The sequence below is a fragment of the Marivita cryptomonadis genome (assembly GCF_002115725.1).
Classification (GTDB): domain Bacteria; phylum Pseudomonadota; class Alphaproteobacteria; order Rhodobacterales; family Rhodobacteraceae; genus Marivita; species Marivita cryptomonadis.
Map to the genome: position 1 here is coordinate 24,068 of NZ_JFKD01000011.1, position 14,657 is coordinate 38,724.

The window sequence follows — 14,657 nt, forward strand, 5'->3', positions numbered from 1 at the left end:
TGGCGAAACTCGGACCATCCCCTATGTGTTAATCAACCGTACCGGGGGACATGATGGCCGAGCTCAAGAATATAGAGGTGCGCGGGGCGCGCGAGCATAACCTCAAAAACATAGACGTGGATATTCCGCGTGATCAGCTTGTGGTTATCACGGGGCTGTCCGGGTCGGGCAAGTCGTCGCTTGCGTTTGATACGATCTACGCCGAGGGCCAGCGTCGCTATGTGGAATCCTTGTCGGCCTATGCCCGGCAATTCCTTGATATGATGGAAAAGCCGGATGTCGACCACATCAGTGGCCTTAGTCCTGCGATCTCGATCGAACAGAAAACCACATCGAAGAACCCGCGCTCGACCGTCGGCACGGTGACGGAAATCTACGACTACATGCGCCTGCTGTTCGCGCGGGTCGGCACCCCTTACAGCCCGGCCACTGGTCTGCCCATCGAGGCGCAGCAGGTTCAGGACATGGTCGACCGCGTGATGGCGATGGAGGAGGGCACACGTGCCTACCTTCTTGCCCCCATCGTGCGCGACCGGAAAGGCGAATACCGCAAGGAGTTTCTGGAACTGCGCAAGCAGGGGTTTCAGCGTGTGAAAGTGGACGGGCAGTTCTATGAACTGGACGAACCGCCCACACTCGACAAGAAGTTCCGGCATGACATCGACGTGGTTGTCGACCGTCTGGTTGTGAAAGAAGGGCTGGAAACGCGGCTTGCCGACAGTTTTCGCACAGCACTCGATCTGGCCGATGGCATCGCAATTCTTGAAACCGCGCCAAGTGAGGGCGAGCCGGAACGGCACACGTTCTCGGAAAAATTTGCTTGCCCGGTCAGCGGTTTTACCATTTCGGAAATCGAACCACGGCTCTTTTCATTCAACGCACCATTTGGGGCATGCCCCGACTGTGATGGCCTTGGGGTCGAATTGTTCTTTGACGAACGGCTTGTAGTGCCAGATGCAACGCTCAAGATTGCGGATGGTGCGCTGGCCCCATGGCGCAAAGGCAAATCCCCGTACTTCCTGCAAACCATCGAAGCGCTGGCCAAACACTACGAATTCAACAAGAATTCCCGCTGGAAAGATCTTGATGCGCATGTGCAGCAGGTCTTCCTGTATGGCTCGGGCGATGAAGAAATTCCGTTCCGCTATGACGAAGGCGGCCGTGTCTACCAAGTGACCCGCACCTTCGAAGGCGTGATCCCGAACATGGAACGCCGCTATCGCGAGACCGATAGCAACTGGATCCGCGAAGAATTCGAGCGCTACCAAAACAACCGTTCCTGTGGCACCTGCGGCGGCTACCGTCTGCGGGAAGAGGCGTTGGCGGTCAAAATCGCAGGCGTCCATGTCGGGCAGGTTGTTCAGATGTCTATTAAGGAAGCGTTCGACTGGTGTAATACGGTGCCCGAACACCTGACCAACCAGAAGAACGAGATTGCCAAGGCGATCCTCAAGGAAATCCGTGAACGGCTGGGGTTCCTCAACAATGTTGGCCTTGAATACCTGACGCTGTCCCGCAATGCTGGCACGCTGTCAGGCGGCGAAAGCCAGCGTATTCGTCTGGCGTCGCAGATCGGGTCTGGTCTAACTGGCGTTCTTTACGTGCTGGACGAGCCATCCATCGGCCTGCACCAGCGCGACAATGACCGCCTTTTGGGAACGCTGAAATCCCTGCGGGATCAAGGCAATACAGTGATCGTGGTCGAACATGACGAAGAGGCGATCCGCGAGGCGGATTACGTCTTTGACATTGGTCCGGGTGCCGGTGTGCATGGCGGGCAGGTGGTTTCCAAGGGAACGCCGAAAGAAGTGGCGGATGATCCTGCCTCGCTGACCGGTCAATACCTTTCCGGCGCACGCGAAATCTCGGTTCCGACCGAACGTCGGACGGGCAAAAAGGGAAAGTCGATCACGGTTGTAAAGGCGACGGGTAACAACCTGCAGAACGTCACCGCCGAGTTCCCGTTGGGCAAGTTCGTCTGTGTGACGGGCGTGTCCGGTGGCGGCAAGTCCACGCTGACGATTGAAACTTTGTTCAAGACCGCCTCTATGCGTCTGAACGGCGCGCGCCAGACACCCGCACCTTGCGAAACGATCAAGGGGTTGGAGCATCTGGACAAGGTGATCGACATCGACCAGCGCCCGATTGGCCGGACACCCCGGTCCAACCCCGCGACCTACACCGGGGCGTTCACCCCGATCCGCGACTGGTTCGCCGGATTGCCCGAAGCCAAGGCGCGGGGCTATAAACCGGGACGGTTCAGCTTCAATGTCAAAGGTGGTCGCTGCGAGGCGTGTCAGGGTGACGGCGTTATCAAGATCGAGATGCACTTTCTGCCCGATGTCTATGTGACCTGCGAAACCTGCAAAGGTGCGCGCTACAACCGCGAGACTTTGGAGATCAAGTTCAAAGGCAAGAGCATCGCCGACGTTCTTGATATGACGGTCGAGGACGCGCAGGAGTTCTTCAAGGCGGTGCCAAGCATCCGTGAAAAGATGGACGCACTGGTGCGCGTGGGCCTAGGCTACATCAAGGTGGGCCAGCAGGCGACCACGCTTTCGGGTGGTGAAGCGCAGCGCGTGAAGCTGTCCAAGGAACTTGCCAAGCGATCAACCGGACGCACACTTTACATCCTCGACGAGCCAACAACTGGCTTACATTTCGAGGACGTACGCAAGCTTCTTGAAGTTCTGCATGAGCTTGTGGATCAGGGGAATTCGGTCATTGTGATCGAACACAACCTTGATGTGATCAAAACCGCCGACTGGCTAATCGACATCGGCCCCGAAGGTGGTGATGGCGGCGGACAGATCGTGGCAACTGGCACCCCCGAAGAAGTGGCCGAAGTGGCGGCCTCGCATACGGGGCACTATCTCAAACCGATGCTGAGCGCCAAGAAACCGATTGCCGCCGAATGACACTTACGCAGCGCGGGCCTGCAAGGCTTGCGCTTCGTAGGTTTTAAGGATTGGTCGCGCCGCTTCCCATCCGGATGAATCGATGTCGGCCAGTTCGGGGAAAAGCGTAATGATCTCGGCGCAAGCCTCGTTTGGAAAAGTGTGGCGCATCATTGGGCCGGGCAGGTAGCTTTCCGACAGCAGTCCGCTTGATGTCACGATGTTGTGCTGATCGAACAGCAGATGCACATAGGTCACGGGTGTGTCGCTTTCCTCGCGGCGCACGGTCTTGTCATTCACCAGATCCTTGGCCTTGACCAGCACTTCGGACTCTCCGAACAGCAGTTCCGCCCAGACATCGCGGATAAGAACGCGGTGCTGCGGTGACAAAAGCACGTCCGCCTCGGCACCATAGCTGCCCGCGCAAATGCGGATCGGTGCAAAATTATCCCGCGCCTCGATCTCGCGCGCTCCGATCCAACGCAGTGGTTGCGCCCCATTGTCCAGCGTCAGAACCAGATCACCGGGGCGCAGATCCTGCACCGGCACCGGGCCGGTCGGAGTGTCGATCAATGTACCCGCCACAAAACACGGAAGCTGGTTGATCTGAACGATGCCAGTGTCTTCCTGACCGACGCCGTTGTTGATCGTGTAGGTAAAGTAGGCGGTTTCCACATCGCCATCGGACAGCACGGTCAGCGTGCCGTCAGCATTGAGGGTCACCGTTTGACCAGACGTCAGCGTGACAGATCCACCCGGGCCCACGGCTACGCCGTTGATATGAGTTACCGTGAGCGTACCCGCCGTGGTGCTGTCATTGTCCATAACGCTGATGGTTTTCGAGCTGTTCAGACCGATATTGGCACTGTCATCTTGGGCGATGATGGACGATTGGATCGACCCACCGGCAATCAGGAAGTTCGTGTCGTAGTTTGGGTCCGATGTATCGGCCACACCCAGTTTGATGGTGTTCGGCACGCCGGGGTTCACCGGTGCAATGAAGGTCAACGTGACCGTCAGGCCGTCCATTTCGGTGTTGAACTGGTCGAGCGTGTTGTCCTTGTAGAGGTTCGGAGTCGTCGCACTGTTGATGTTGCCGATCGACGCCTGACCGTTGCCAATCGAAACTGTGGCTTCAACGCCATTGACCCAGACACCCACGGTGTCGAGGAAGGTCGAGTTCACGAATTCCGGATATTCATCCGAGGCGATGACGAAATCAACGGTGATAAAATCACCGGCAGGGGTAAACACCACTTCAAGAAAGGCAGCGTCAAAGGTATTGCGGCCAGCCAGTGCATCAAAGTCTGGATCACGGTTGATGCCCGAACTGTTGGTGCCGGTCGATCCGCTGATGTTGGTGTTTAACGTGCCGGAATTATTGGTGAAATCAGCAACGAAACCGGTCGACATGATGACCCCGGAATCTCCGGGAACTACACCGGGAGAGATCGTGTCGCCGTTCGTGTAGATGCCCGAAGACCGGAAGTCACCGGAATAAGACGCGCTGCTGACCGTGACGCCAGAGCCGAAAATGGCATTGGCCATTTGCAATGCCGTGGCATTGATGTCGATCGGAAGTTCCTGCGCGATGGGCATGTTGTGCTGCCTTGCCTTTAACCGTGTTGTTCAGACGGTTTTGCCCATGCAAGGCGGCGATCTTTTGTAGCAATCTAGTTAACTTTTAGACATTTCTTTTGGTATTGTTCTCTATCTTTGGATAATTGTGGCAGCTATCCGCGCCCACGTTTTTCGAAACGGGGCAACATCGCGGAAAAGTCCCGCCCGGCGCCGTCTTCGTCCTCGACAAAGCGGCGATAGAGTTCTGTCGCTTGCTGACCCAGCGGCGTATCGGCGTCAGACGCATCGGCCGCCTGCTGGCTCAAGCGCAGGTCCTTGAGCATCAATTCCGCTGCAAAACCTGGGATATAATCGTTATCTGCCGGGCTCTTGGGGCCAATCCCAGGTGCTGGGCAATAAGCATTCATCGACCAGCTGTATCCCGACGAGGTGCTGACGACGTCGAACATCGCTTGCCGATCAAGCCCCAGCTTGTCGGCCAGAGCAAAGGCTTCGCAGGTTGCGATCATGGTCACGCCAAGGATCATGTTGTTGCAGATCTTGGCCGCCTGACCGTTGCCTGAAGGTCCGCAATGGACTGATTTTTGCCCCATTGTTTCAAACAGGGGCAGGGCGGTGGTGTACGCTTCGTCCGATCCACCGACCATGAAGGTCAGCGTTCCGGCCGCCGCACCTCCAATCCCGCCGGACACCGGCGCATCCAACGGCAGCAATCCGGCCGTTTCGGCGTCGGACGCCACAGCGCGGGCGCTCTCCACATCCACGGTCGAACAATCCAGAAGCACGGCCCCTTTGCGCATCACGGGGATGATCTGCGCCGCCACCGCGCGCAGGATGTCACCATTGGGCAGCATGGTGATCACCACATCCGCGCCCTCTGCGGCTTCTTTGGCGGTTCGCGCGTTCGACACGCCGTCCACTGTCACGGTCGCCATGTCGTACCCGGTCACATTATGCCCGGCCTTCGCCAGGTTCGCCGCCATCGGCGCACCCATATTGCCCAATCCGATAAACCCGATCTTCATGCCTCGCTCCTCCGTTCGAATGTCACGTTTTCGCCTGCCACCGGCTGCAGCATCGTGGCCACATCCGCCTCGGGCACCCCGGTCAGATCATGTGACCATTTCGGGGATTTGTCTTTGTCGATGATCGCCGCGCGGATGCCTTCGATAAAATCGCCACGCTCCATCGCGCGCGACGTAAAACGATACTCCAGCTCCAGCGCCCGGCGGATATCCAGCGGTCCAGAGCGCAGCTGTTTCAGCATCTCCAGCGTAAAGGCCATCGAAAGCGGCGCATTGCGCGACAGCTTGGCCAAAGCCTGCTGTGCAAAATCACCCGAGTCTGACTGAAGTTTTGCTACGAGATCGGCAAGGGTCTCTGCGGCGAACAGATGGTCGATCTGCGCGCGGTGTTCGATCAGGGCGGCCTCCGGCGCGGGCTGCGCTGCCTTGGTCAGGGATGCGACATTGCCCTGTGAACAAAGTCCCACCTTGATGCTGTCCCATGCGCTCTCCGGCACATAAAGATCGGCAAACCCGACAAAGATCGCGTCGCCCGGCCCCATACGATCGGCAGTCAGCCCAAGATAAGCGCCAACTTGCCCCGGGGCGCGCGCCAGAAGATATGACCCGCCAACGTCCGGAATGAGGCCGATGCCGCATTCCGGCATGGCGATGCGGCTGCTGTCTCCAACGACGCGGTGCGATCCATGACAGCCCACGCCGACGCCTCCACCCATGGTGAAGCCTTGCAGGAAACTGACGACCGGCTTGGGGTATTCGGACAAAAGCGCATTCATCCGGTACTCGTCACGCCAGAACCGCTGGCCGTAGGCATAATCGCCTGCTGTGCCGCTGGCATACATGTCTGCAATGTCTCCGCCCACGCAAAACGCCTTTTCGCCCATCGCGTCGATCAGCACCAATTTGATCGTCGGATCTTCTCGCCAGTTCCAAAGCGCGTCTTCGATGGCCAGACACATCTCGTAGGTCAGTGCGTTCAACGCCTTGGGTCGGTTCAACGTGATGCGGCCGGCATGGCCGTCTTTGCGAATGTCGATGTCGGTCATATCGGTCTGCTTTCGCGTGTCTGGTGAGGGGCGAGGGGGGCGCTGCCCCCGTCCGCCGCTGGCGGACTCCCCCGAGGTATTTCAAGCCCAAAGAAGCCGGAGGGTCACCGCGCCAACATTTGCCGCGCAACGATCAGGCGCATGATCTCGTTGGTGCCTTCGAGGATCTGGTGCACCCGCAGATCGCGGACCAGCTTCTCGATCCCGTAATCGGCAAGGTAGCCATAGCCACCGTGCAATTGGAGGCATTGATCCACAACTTTAGAACCGGCTTCGGTGACGAATTTCTTGGCCATCGCGCAGAACTTGGTGGCATCGGGAGCGCCGGTGTCGAGCTTCCAAGCCGCCTGCCGCAAGAAGGTGCGTGCGGCCTGCAACTCGATCTCCATATCCGCAAGGCGGAACTGAAGCGCCTGAAACTGGTCGATGGATTTGCCGAAAGCTTTGCGGTCAGCCATGTAAGCGAGGGTCGAGGTCAGGCCGGTTTGTGCGGCTCCCAATGAGCACGCCGCGATGTTGAGCCGCCCGCCATCCAGACCGCCCATCGCGTATTTGAAGCCTTGGCCTTCCTCGCCCAGCAGGTTGTTCGCCGGGATCTTGCAATCGTCGAACTGGACCTGCCGCGTCGGTTGCGACCGCCAGCCCATCTTGTCTTCCAACCCGCCAAAGCTCAGCCCCGGCGTGCCGTCCTCGATCAGAACCGCCGATACGCCCTTGGGCCCGTCTTCGCCCGTGCGCACCATGGCGACATAAAGATCGGAATAGCCGCCGCCCGAGATGAAGGCCTTGGTGCCATTGAGCGTGTAACCTTCGTTGGACCGCTCGGCCCGTGTTTTCAACGCCGCGGCGTCTGATCCGCTGCCCGGTTCGGTCAGGCAATAGCTCAGCACGGTTTCCATCGTCATCGCTTTGGGCAGAACACGCGCCTTCATGGCTTCATCGGCAAAGCTGTCGATCATCTTGGCGCACATGTTGTGGATCGACAGAAATGCCGCGACCGACGGGCAGGCCATCGACAGCGCTTCGAACACCAAGGTGGCGTCCAATCGGCTTAGACCAGAGCCACCGCTGTCTTCGGACACGTACAAACCGGCGAACCCCAGTTCCCCGAGTTGCGGCCAAAGCTCTTTCGGGATCGTACCTTGCGCTTCCCAGTCGCGGGCATGGGGCGCGATGTGCTCCTGCCCAAAGGCGTAAGCCATGTCAAAAATGGCGGTCTGTTCTTCTGTGAGGGCAAAATCCATCGCGCTGCTCCTCCCCTTGGCTGCGAGAATTGAACGTTTGTTTAATTGCCAACTGTTTCAGGACTTTTGCAAGAGGTCAAAGCCCGTCGTGGAACGCCTCGACCAAATGGCTGACAACAGCTTGCATCTGCCCATCACCGTCTTTGCCTGCGGCCTTGGCCTCTGCCGAGACCGCGCGTTGGCGGGTGGTCGCGTTGCCCTTCGTGACAATCTCGCGGCTGTGCTCCAACTCTCGGTAACACCTTAGAATGCCTGCATCTTCTTCGACCAGTGCAATCAATTCCTCGGTCAATTCCGCCATCGGAACGATCTCACCACGGCCAAAGTCGATCAGCCCGTCGCTTACCCCATAGCGCTGTGCGCGCCAGCGGTTTTCGCTGATCAAGAACGGATCATATCGCCGCCAACGCTGGTTGCGCACCCGCAACCGCCACAGCATCCGCATCAGGCACTGGTTGATGGCGGCCAGCGTCAGAGTGTCCTCAAGCCGGGGCTGAACATCCATGATGCGGGTCTCAAGCGTGGGAAAGCTGTGCGACGGGCGCAGATCCCACCAGATTTTCGAGCTGTCCTCGATCACGCCCAGATCGACCAAGACCTGAACCGACCGTTCATATTCCGACCAATTGTCAAAGGTCGGCGGCAATCCGGTGCGGGGCAGGTTGTCGAACACTGAGATCCGGTAGGAGGCCAGCCCAGTATCCTGCCCCTGCCAGAATGGCGAAGAGGTGGACATCGCAAGCAGGTGCGGCAGGAAATAGGCCATCTGCCCCATCAGGTCCGCCCGCAGTGCGTCATCGTCCAGCCCCACATGGACATGCATCCCGCAGATCAGCATTCGCCGCACGACACCCCCCAACGCATCCTGAAGCGCGTTGTACCGGTCTTTGTTGGTATGGTGCTGGTGCTTCCAGTCTCCGAACGGGTGGCACGACGCGGCGATAGGGGCGAGGTTATAGGCCTTGGCACAGCGCGCGACCGTGCTGCGCAGTCGTTTGAGGTCTTCTCGTGCTTCGTTGATGTCGGCGCAGACCTTGGTGCCGATTTCGATCTGGCATTGCAGGAATTCTGGGCTGACTTGGCTTTCCAGTTCTGCGGCACAGGCTTCCATCAGCCCTTCAGGTGCTTGGGCCAAAGCCATGCTGTCGAGATCGACCAGCAGGTATTCCTCTTCGATCCCGATGCTGAATGCGGGTTCCTGCATGGCACACCTCCCGATTGTGTCATGCCAAAATGACCGCTCGTGGTCAGAAATGCAAAACCTGTTACTGCGTCATTCTGGACGAACGCGCTCAGGACGTCCGGCGAAGCGCCTCTTCCAGAAGCGCATCAAAGGAGGCCGCCGCCAATCCCAATGCGGCAAGTGCAGTCTCTTCAGTGTCCTGCACGATGGCAATCACACCTTGGCTCGCAGACCAGCCGTTCTTGGCCAGCGCCGCAGCCTTGAGGGACACGGCCGTATTTGCGAAATAGACCATCAGGGTTTCGACCTCGCGCATTGCCAGATCCGCGCCTTTGGTGGCCTGCAATTGCATGATTTTCGCGAAATCCCGTTCCATGTCGGTGATCCGACTCAGGTCGATCAAATGGCGTTGGCCGGGCCGCGCGTCGGGATGGGCGGCATAAGCGCCAAAGGCTTTCAAACTGTCCTCGACCCGCATCAGCCCGCTGTACTGGACATAGACTAGGTTTGCGGCAGGCAGGATCTGGAAACTGGCGGGCATGGAAACTCGTTCAGGGTCGGGCGTGTCGGCTTAGCGATCTTTTCGGAAAGCCGCTGCGCACTCAATCGCATCATTACGCATCAGACGCTTTGTGCATCCACCTTTTCAAACATGGCTTCGATACTGTCATATGGCAGACCAAGCGCATGTAAGGCATGTTCTTCGTCTTCCAGAACGATGGCCACGACACCACTTTCCGGCGTCCAGCCATTTTTGCCAAGATTGGCAGCATGCAGGCCGATGGGTGTTGTTGCGTAATAGACCATAAAGGTCTCGATTCCGTGCCCAGCCATCGTTTCGACCTTCTTGGCCTGTAACTCCATGAATTTGGCATAGTCACGGTCTATCTCGGTCAGGCGTGTGAGATCGACCAGATGTCGTAGACCCGGTCCTGCAAGGGGGTGCTTGGCAAACTCGGTCAGCGCCTCTGCCGTCTCGTTGACCAGCATGGCGCCGCTGTAGCGGACATACACGAGGTTATGCGCGGCAATGATCTGAACGGAGACGGGCACGAAACCTCGAACAAAAAAGGGCGGATTGCTCCGCCCTTTATGCTATTATTTTACTGGCAAATCAATCCATTGCCTTAAAGTTGAATTCCCCACCTTCCTTTATCCCAGAAGGCCAGCGCGTTGTGATGGTCTTGGTGCGGGTGTAGAATTTGAAGCTGTCCGGCCCGTGCTGGTTCAGATCGCCGAACATGGATTTCTTCCATCCGCCGAAGGTGTGATAGGCCAGCGGCACAGGGATTGGCACGTTGATGCCCACCATGCCGATGTTCACGCGGTGCGCGAAATCACGGGCGGTGTCACCATCGCGGGTAAAGATCGCGGTGCCGTTGCCGTATTCGTGGTCCATCGCCAGCTTGAGTGCCTCTTCATACGACCCGGCACGTACGGTGGACAGCACGGGACCAAAGATCTCTTGCTTGTAGATGTCCATGTCGGGAGTGACGCGGTCAAAGAGGTGCGGACCGACGAAGAACCCGTTTTCATAACCCTGAAGTTTGAAGTCGCGGTTGTCGACCACCAGTTCCGCGCCCTGATCGACACCGGACTGGATGAGACCAAGGATACGTTCCTTCGCTTCGCGGGTCACGACAGGGCCGAAATCGACATCGTCGCCATCGGTATAGGGGGCCACGCGCAGCTTCTCGATCCGGGGGACCAGAGCACTGATCAGACGATCTGCGGTTTCTTCACCCACGGGCACCGCAACCGAGACCGCCATGCAGCGTTCGCCAGCAGCACCAAAGCCCGCACCGATCAGCGCGTCGGCGGCCTGATCCATGTCGGCATCGGGCATGACGATCAGGTGGTTCTTGGCTCCGCCGAAACACTGCGCGCGTTTTCCGTTCGCGGTGGCGCGGCTGTAGATATATTGCGCAATCGGGGTGGAGCCGACAAAGGACACGCCCTGGATGATCTCGTGATCGAGCAGCGTATCAACCGCTTCCTTGGTGCCGTTCACGACCTGGAACACACCTTTGGGCAGGCCCGCCTCGACAAACAGTTCCGCCAGCATCAGCGGAACCGAGGGGTCACGCTCAGACGGTTTCAGCACAACCGCGTTGCCGCAGGCAAGGGCAGGGCCGACATGCCAGAGCGGCATCATCGCCGGAAAGTTGAACGGCATGATGGAGGCCACCACACCCAGAGGCTGACGCATGGAATACATGTCGATGCCGGGACCGGCGTCGTCGGTGTATTCGCCCTTGAGCATCTGCGGCGCGCCGACACAGTATTCGATCACTTCGAGGCCGCGCTGAAGATCGCCCTTTGCGTCCGGGATCGTCTTGCCGTGCTCGCGGCTGAGCGCCTCGGCCAGAACGTCCATGTCGCGGTTCATCAGCGCGACCATCTTCATCATCACACGCGCGCGCTTCTGCGGGTTTGTCGCGCCCCATGCGATCTGTGCCTCGGCGGCATCTTCGACCGCCTTCGAAACTTCGGCCGGGTTGGCCAGCGGCAGCTTTGCCTGAACCTCACCGGTTGCGGGGTTGTAGACGTCGCCAAAATCCCCAGACGTGCCTTTGACCTGCGCGCCGTTGATGAAATGCGTAAGCTCTTTCATGATCAGTCTCCCTTTTGCGGGCACCATAGCCTTGCAAAAATGCTGGGCAAAGAGGCAATATCCCAAATGCGTTTTGCAAAAATGCAAAGGTTTCGAGATGCAAAGCTGGGATGACCTGCGAATTTTCCTGTCCGTCGCACGCAGTGAAACCCTGTCCGGAGCGGGCAGGGCGCTGCGCATGGACCCCGCCACGGTGGGGCGGCGGGTCGCGCGGCTCGAAGAAACGCTTGGGCAGGCGCTCTTTGTCAAAAGCCCACAGGGCTACACGCTGACCGAAGCGGGCACCCGGTTGATCGACCATGCCGAACGCGCAGAACAGGCGATGCAGGGCGCAAGCTCGGTTCTGACAGGAGAGGCGGGAACGCTGACCGGGCAGATCCGTATCGGGGCACCGGACGGGTGCGCAAATTTCGTGCTTCCGCGGGTTTTTGCCGATCTGTCCAAAGCCAATCCAGACCTTGATTTGCAGATCGTGGCCCTGCCGCGTGTCGTGAACCTGTCACGGCGCGAGGCGGATATGGCGATCACTGTCAGCCCACCTACCGCATCGCGCTTGTCGTATCAGCGCATCACCGATTACAAACTTCACCTTGCAGCCAGCGAAACCTATCTGTCGACGCGGCCGCCTCTGACCTCTGTTGGCGATCTGCGGAATCATCGGATCGTGGGTTATATCCCCGACATGATTTTCGACAAGGAACTGGATTACCTGAGTGATCTGGCATTGGAGCGTGTGGCGCTTGCGTCGAACTCGGCGTCGGTGCAAATCCAACTGCTGCGACAACATGGCGGCATCGGCATCGCGCATGATTTTGCTCTGCCCTTTGCGCCCGGTGTGCGACGGGTTTTGACCGATGCGCTGTCTTTTACCCGCAGCTTTTACCTTGTGCGCCATGCCGAAGATCGCCGACTTGACCGGATCACGCGGTTCGCCACGGCCCTTGCGCAAGGCGTGCGCGCGGAGGTGACGCGATTGGAGGCGCTACTTTCAGGCACTTGACAGAACACGGGTCTGTGATGACGCTGAGGGGGCACAGGGACCGGAGGACAGACCATGCAAGTTCATCACATTCTCAAAAGCAAGGCCACCGATGCGGTTGTGACGGTGAAATCCGGCACCAGCATTGCGGACGTTGCTAAGATCCTGACCGAAAAGCGCATCGGCACCGTGGTCGTGTCGAATGATGACGAGATCGCGCTTGGCATCCTGTCCGAGCGTGACATCGTGCGGGAACTGGCAAATCGCGGCGCGACCTGTCTGTCGGATGCGGCGGAAACCTACATGACCGAAAAGCTGGTGACCTGCAGTCGAAATGACGATGCCGATCACATCCTTGCCCAGATGACCGAAGGTCGGTTCCGCCACATGCCCGTGGTCGAAGACGGCAAGCTGGTGGGTCTCATCACCATCGGCGACGTGGTCAAGGCGCGCCTCACGGAACTGGCGATGGAGCGCAACGCGTTGGAAGGGATGATCATGGGGCACTGACCCTGATCTGGTCATCTGCTTGATCTTCCCGCAGTTTTGATGCGAGACAGGGGCAAACCTGACGACTTACCGGAGACTGCCCATGCGCATCGGTCTTTATCCCGGGACATTTGACCCGATCACCATGGGCCATATCGACATCATCCGCAGGGCGTCCGCCTTTTTGGATCGGCTTGTCATCGGTGTTGCCATCAACCGCGACAAGGGGCCGTTGTTCGGCCTAGACGAACGAGTCGCGATGATCGAGGCGGAATGTGTGTCCCTATCCGAACAGACCGGGATCGAAATTGTGGTTCATCCGTTCGAAAACCTGTTGATCGACTGCGCCCGCGATGTGGATGCCACGATCATCGTGCGCGGTCTGCGTGCGGTCGCGGATTTCGAATATGAATTCCAGATGGTCGGCATGAACCGCGCTTTGGACGACAGCGTAGAGACCGTGTTTCTGATGGCCGAAGCACGGCATCAGGCGATTGCGTCCAAGTTGGTCAAGGAAATCGCACGCTTGGGGGGGGATGTGTCGAAATTCGTCACCGCCCCGGTGCGTCAGGCCTTGATCGAAAAATTCGACCCCTCAAAATGATAAAAGCCGCGCATGTTTGCGCGGCTGTATCATGTGCCAACGGGTGATCGTTGATCAACGGCCGTAAACGGCCTGTGCGGCGATCTTCTCGGCATCGCCGTGGTAGATGTCCAGATCCAGCGCCACATCAAGTGGCATCGACCGGATTTCATGAACAGTGTGGTTATACGCGGCCCGCTTGTTAAGACGGTCCCGCAGGGAAGACATAAGATGGGCCATTGTCAGTCCTTTCCTTGCTCTATGGTCCTGAGCCAGCAGTCTGTTTGCGCTACCAGCTACAGTATTGAAGATAGTCATGCTGCGCCGCAGCACAACTGACAGACTGGAAAGGCTGCCTTGCGTCCCATGCAAGGGTCGATGTGGTCAGAACCTGTCGATTTAGCCCGTCAATCCAGATGCGCAGTGCGCTCTAACAGATCTTCCAACTCTGCCCGCAAGGCGATCAGTTGCGCCTCATGCGGTGCGGCACAATGCGCTTCGGCCTCACGGAAGGCTTCAAGCACCCATTTTTCTCCGCTGCGCACCTGATCCATGAGGTCTTCGTCAATCTCGTCGAAAAAGGCGCGCAAAGAGACCACCGCTTTGTTGACCGTGCCCATGAGCGACCCGTCGGCGTCGACATGTCCATGCAGAAGATCAGCGATTTTGGACGCATGTGCGGCGTGCATGTCTCGGAAGGACGTGGCGACGTCCAAAAACTCGGGTTCCGCCTTGTCGACCATGACATCAAACCCGGCTTTGGCGTCGATAATGCGCGTATACAGATCGCGCAAATAATCATTGGGGGTGGTGGGACCGGTCTCGAACATCGGGTCAAGATGCGGTTTTCCGGGGTTGAGCGCGCTGTCGGTCATGTCGTCTCCTTTTCTGACGGGACTTCATGCCCGTCTGAAAAGGTAATTCCGGAAACCAGCACTGGTTCCCGAAGCGGCCGCATCGAAACCTGCGGCAGGCAGATTTCTGCCGGATCGAAGGTCAGCGCGCCCCCTATCTGG

The 14,657-nt window shown here is 58.5% G+C and carries 14 protein-coding genes; 4 read left to right on the forward strand and 10 right to left on the reverse strand.

Going from position 1 to position 14,657, the window contains the following annotated elements; translation table 11 throughout:
- Nucleotides 1-53 precede the first annotated feature (53 nt).
- A complete protein-coding gene (gene uvrA, locus MCRY_RS13150; RefSeq protein ID WP_085630868.1) occupies nucleotides 54-2,918 on the forward strand; it encodes an excinuclease ABC subunit UvrA in 2,865 nt (954 codons plus the stop codon).
- Nucleotides 2,919-2,921: 3 nt separating this feature from the next.
- On the opposite strand, the gene MCRY_RS13155 is transcribed toward uvrA, so the two are convergent.
- The 8 genes from MCRY_RS13155 to MCRY_RS13190 form a co-directional block, all read right to left on the reverse strand.
- Nucleotides 2,922-4,496, reverse strand: a complete 1,575-nt coding sequence (locus tag MCRY_RS13155) for a Hint domain-containing protein (protein WP_085630615.1) — start codon at nucleotides 4,494-4,496, stop codon at nucleotides 2,922-2,924.
- 134 nt (nucleotides 4,497-4,630) lie between these two features.
- A complete protein-coding gene (mmsB, locus tag MCRY_RS13160; protein ID WP_085630617.1) occupies nucleotides 4,631-5,503 on the reverse strand; it encodes a 3-hydroxyisobutyrate dehydrogenase in 873 nt (290 codons plus the stop codon).
- A complete protein-coding gene (locus tag MCRY_RS13165) occupies nucleotides 5,500-6,549 on the reverse strand; it encodes an enoyl-CoA hydratase/isomerase family protein (protein ID WP_085630619.1) in 1,050 nt (349 codons plus the stop codon). Before MCRY_RS13165 ends, mmsB begins: the two co-directional genes overlap by 4 nt.
- A gap of 104 nt (nucleotides 6,550-6,653) precedes the next feature.
- Nucleotides 6,654-7,793 carry an acyl-CoA dehydrogenase family protein gene (locus MCRY_RS13170; protein WP_085630621.1) on the reverse strand — a complete coding sequence of 380 codons (1,140 nt, stop codon included), beginning with the start codon at nucleotides 7,791-7,793 and terminating at the stop codon, nucleotides 6,654-6,656.
- Nucleotides 7,794-7,869: 76 nt separating this feature from the next.
- Entirely contained in the window at nucleotides 7,870-8,997 is a 1,128-nt protein-coding gene (locus MCRY_RS13175; RefSeq protein ID WP_085630623.1) for a carboxylate-amine ligase, read from the reverse strand.
- Between the two features lie 88 nt (nucleotides 8,998-9,085).
- Nucleotides 9,086-9,517: a hypothetical protein gene (locus MCRY_RS13180; RefSeq protein ID WP_085630625.1), complete on the reverse strand. Its 432-nt coding sequence runs from the start codon at nucleotides 9,515-9,517 to the stop codon at nucleotides 9,086-9,088.
- A gap of 80 nt (nucleotides 9,518-9,597) precedes the next feature.
- A complete protein-coding gene (locus MCRY_RS13185; protein WP_085630626.1) occupies nucleotides 9,598-10,029 on the reverse strand; it encodes a hypothetical protein in 432 nt (143 codons plus the stop codon).
- A 61-nt stretch (nucleotides 10,030-10,090) separates the two neighbouring features.
- Nucleotides 10,091-11,590 (reverse strand): CoA-acylating methylmalonate-semialdehyde dehydrogenase, encoded by a 1,500-nt coding sequence (locus MCRY_RS13190; protein WP_085630628.1) that lies wholly within the window; start codon nucleotides 11,588-11,590, stop codon nucleotides 10,091-10,093.
- A gap of 97 nt (nucleotides 11,591-11,687) precedes the next feature.
- Between MCRY_RS13190 and MCRY_RS13195 the strand changes: the two genes are divergently transcribed.
- The 3 genes from MCRY_RS13195 (at nucleotide 11,688) to coaD (ending at nucleotide 13,662) form a co-directional block, all read left to right on the forward strand.
- The gene (locus MCRY_RS13195) at nucleotides 11,688-12,590 is read left to right on the forward strand and encodes a LysR family transcriptional regulator (protein ID WP_085630630.1); all 903 of its coding nucleotides are present in this window, start codon (nucleotides 11,688-11,690) and stop codon (nucleotides 12,588-12,590) included.
- Between the two features lie 54 nt (nucleotides 12,591-12,644).
- Nucleotides 12,645-13,079 carry a CBS domain-containing protein gene (locus MCRY_RS13200; protein ID WP_085630632.1) on the forward strand — a complete coding sequence of 145 codons (435 nt, stop codon included), beginning with the start codon at nucleotides 12,645-12,647 and terminating at the stop codon, nucleotides 13,077-13,079.
- An 82-nt stretch (nucleotides 13,080-13,161) separates the two neighbouring features.
- Complete coding sequence (gene coaD / locus MCRY_RS13205) at nucleotides 13,162-13,662, forward strand: pantetheine-phosphate adenylyltransferase (RefSeq protein WP_085630634.1); 501 nt, start codon at nucleotides 13,162-13,164, stop codon at nucleotides 13,660-13,662.
- A gap of 54 nt (nucleotides 13,663-13,716) precedes the next feature.
- Here the strand turns inward: coaD and MCRY_RS22910 are convergent, their stop codons facing one another.
- Nucleotides 13,717-13,881 (reverse strand): hypothetical protein, encoded by a 165-nt coding sequence (locus MCRY_RS22910; RefSeq protein ID WP_171046179.1) that lies wholly within the window; start codon nucleotides 13,879-13,881, stop codon nucleotides 13,717-13,719.
- A gap of 167 nt (nucleotides 13,882-14,048) precedes the next feature.
- Nucleotides 14,049-14,516 carry a DUF2383 domain-containing protein gene (locus tag MCRY_RS13210; protein WP_238939486.1) on the reverse strand — a complete coding sequence of 156 codons (468 nt, stop codon included), beginning with the start codon at nucleotides 14,514-14,516 and terminating at the stop codon, nucleotides 14,049-14,051.
- Nucleotides 14,517-14,657 lie beyond the last annotated feature (141 nt).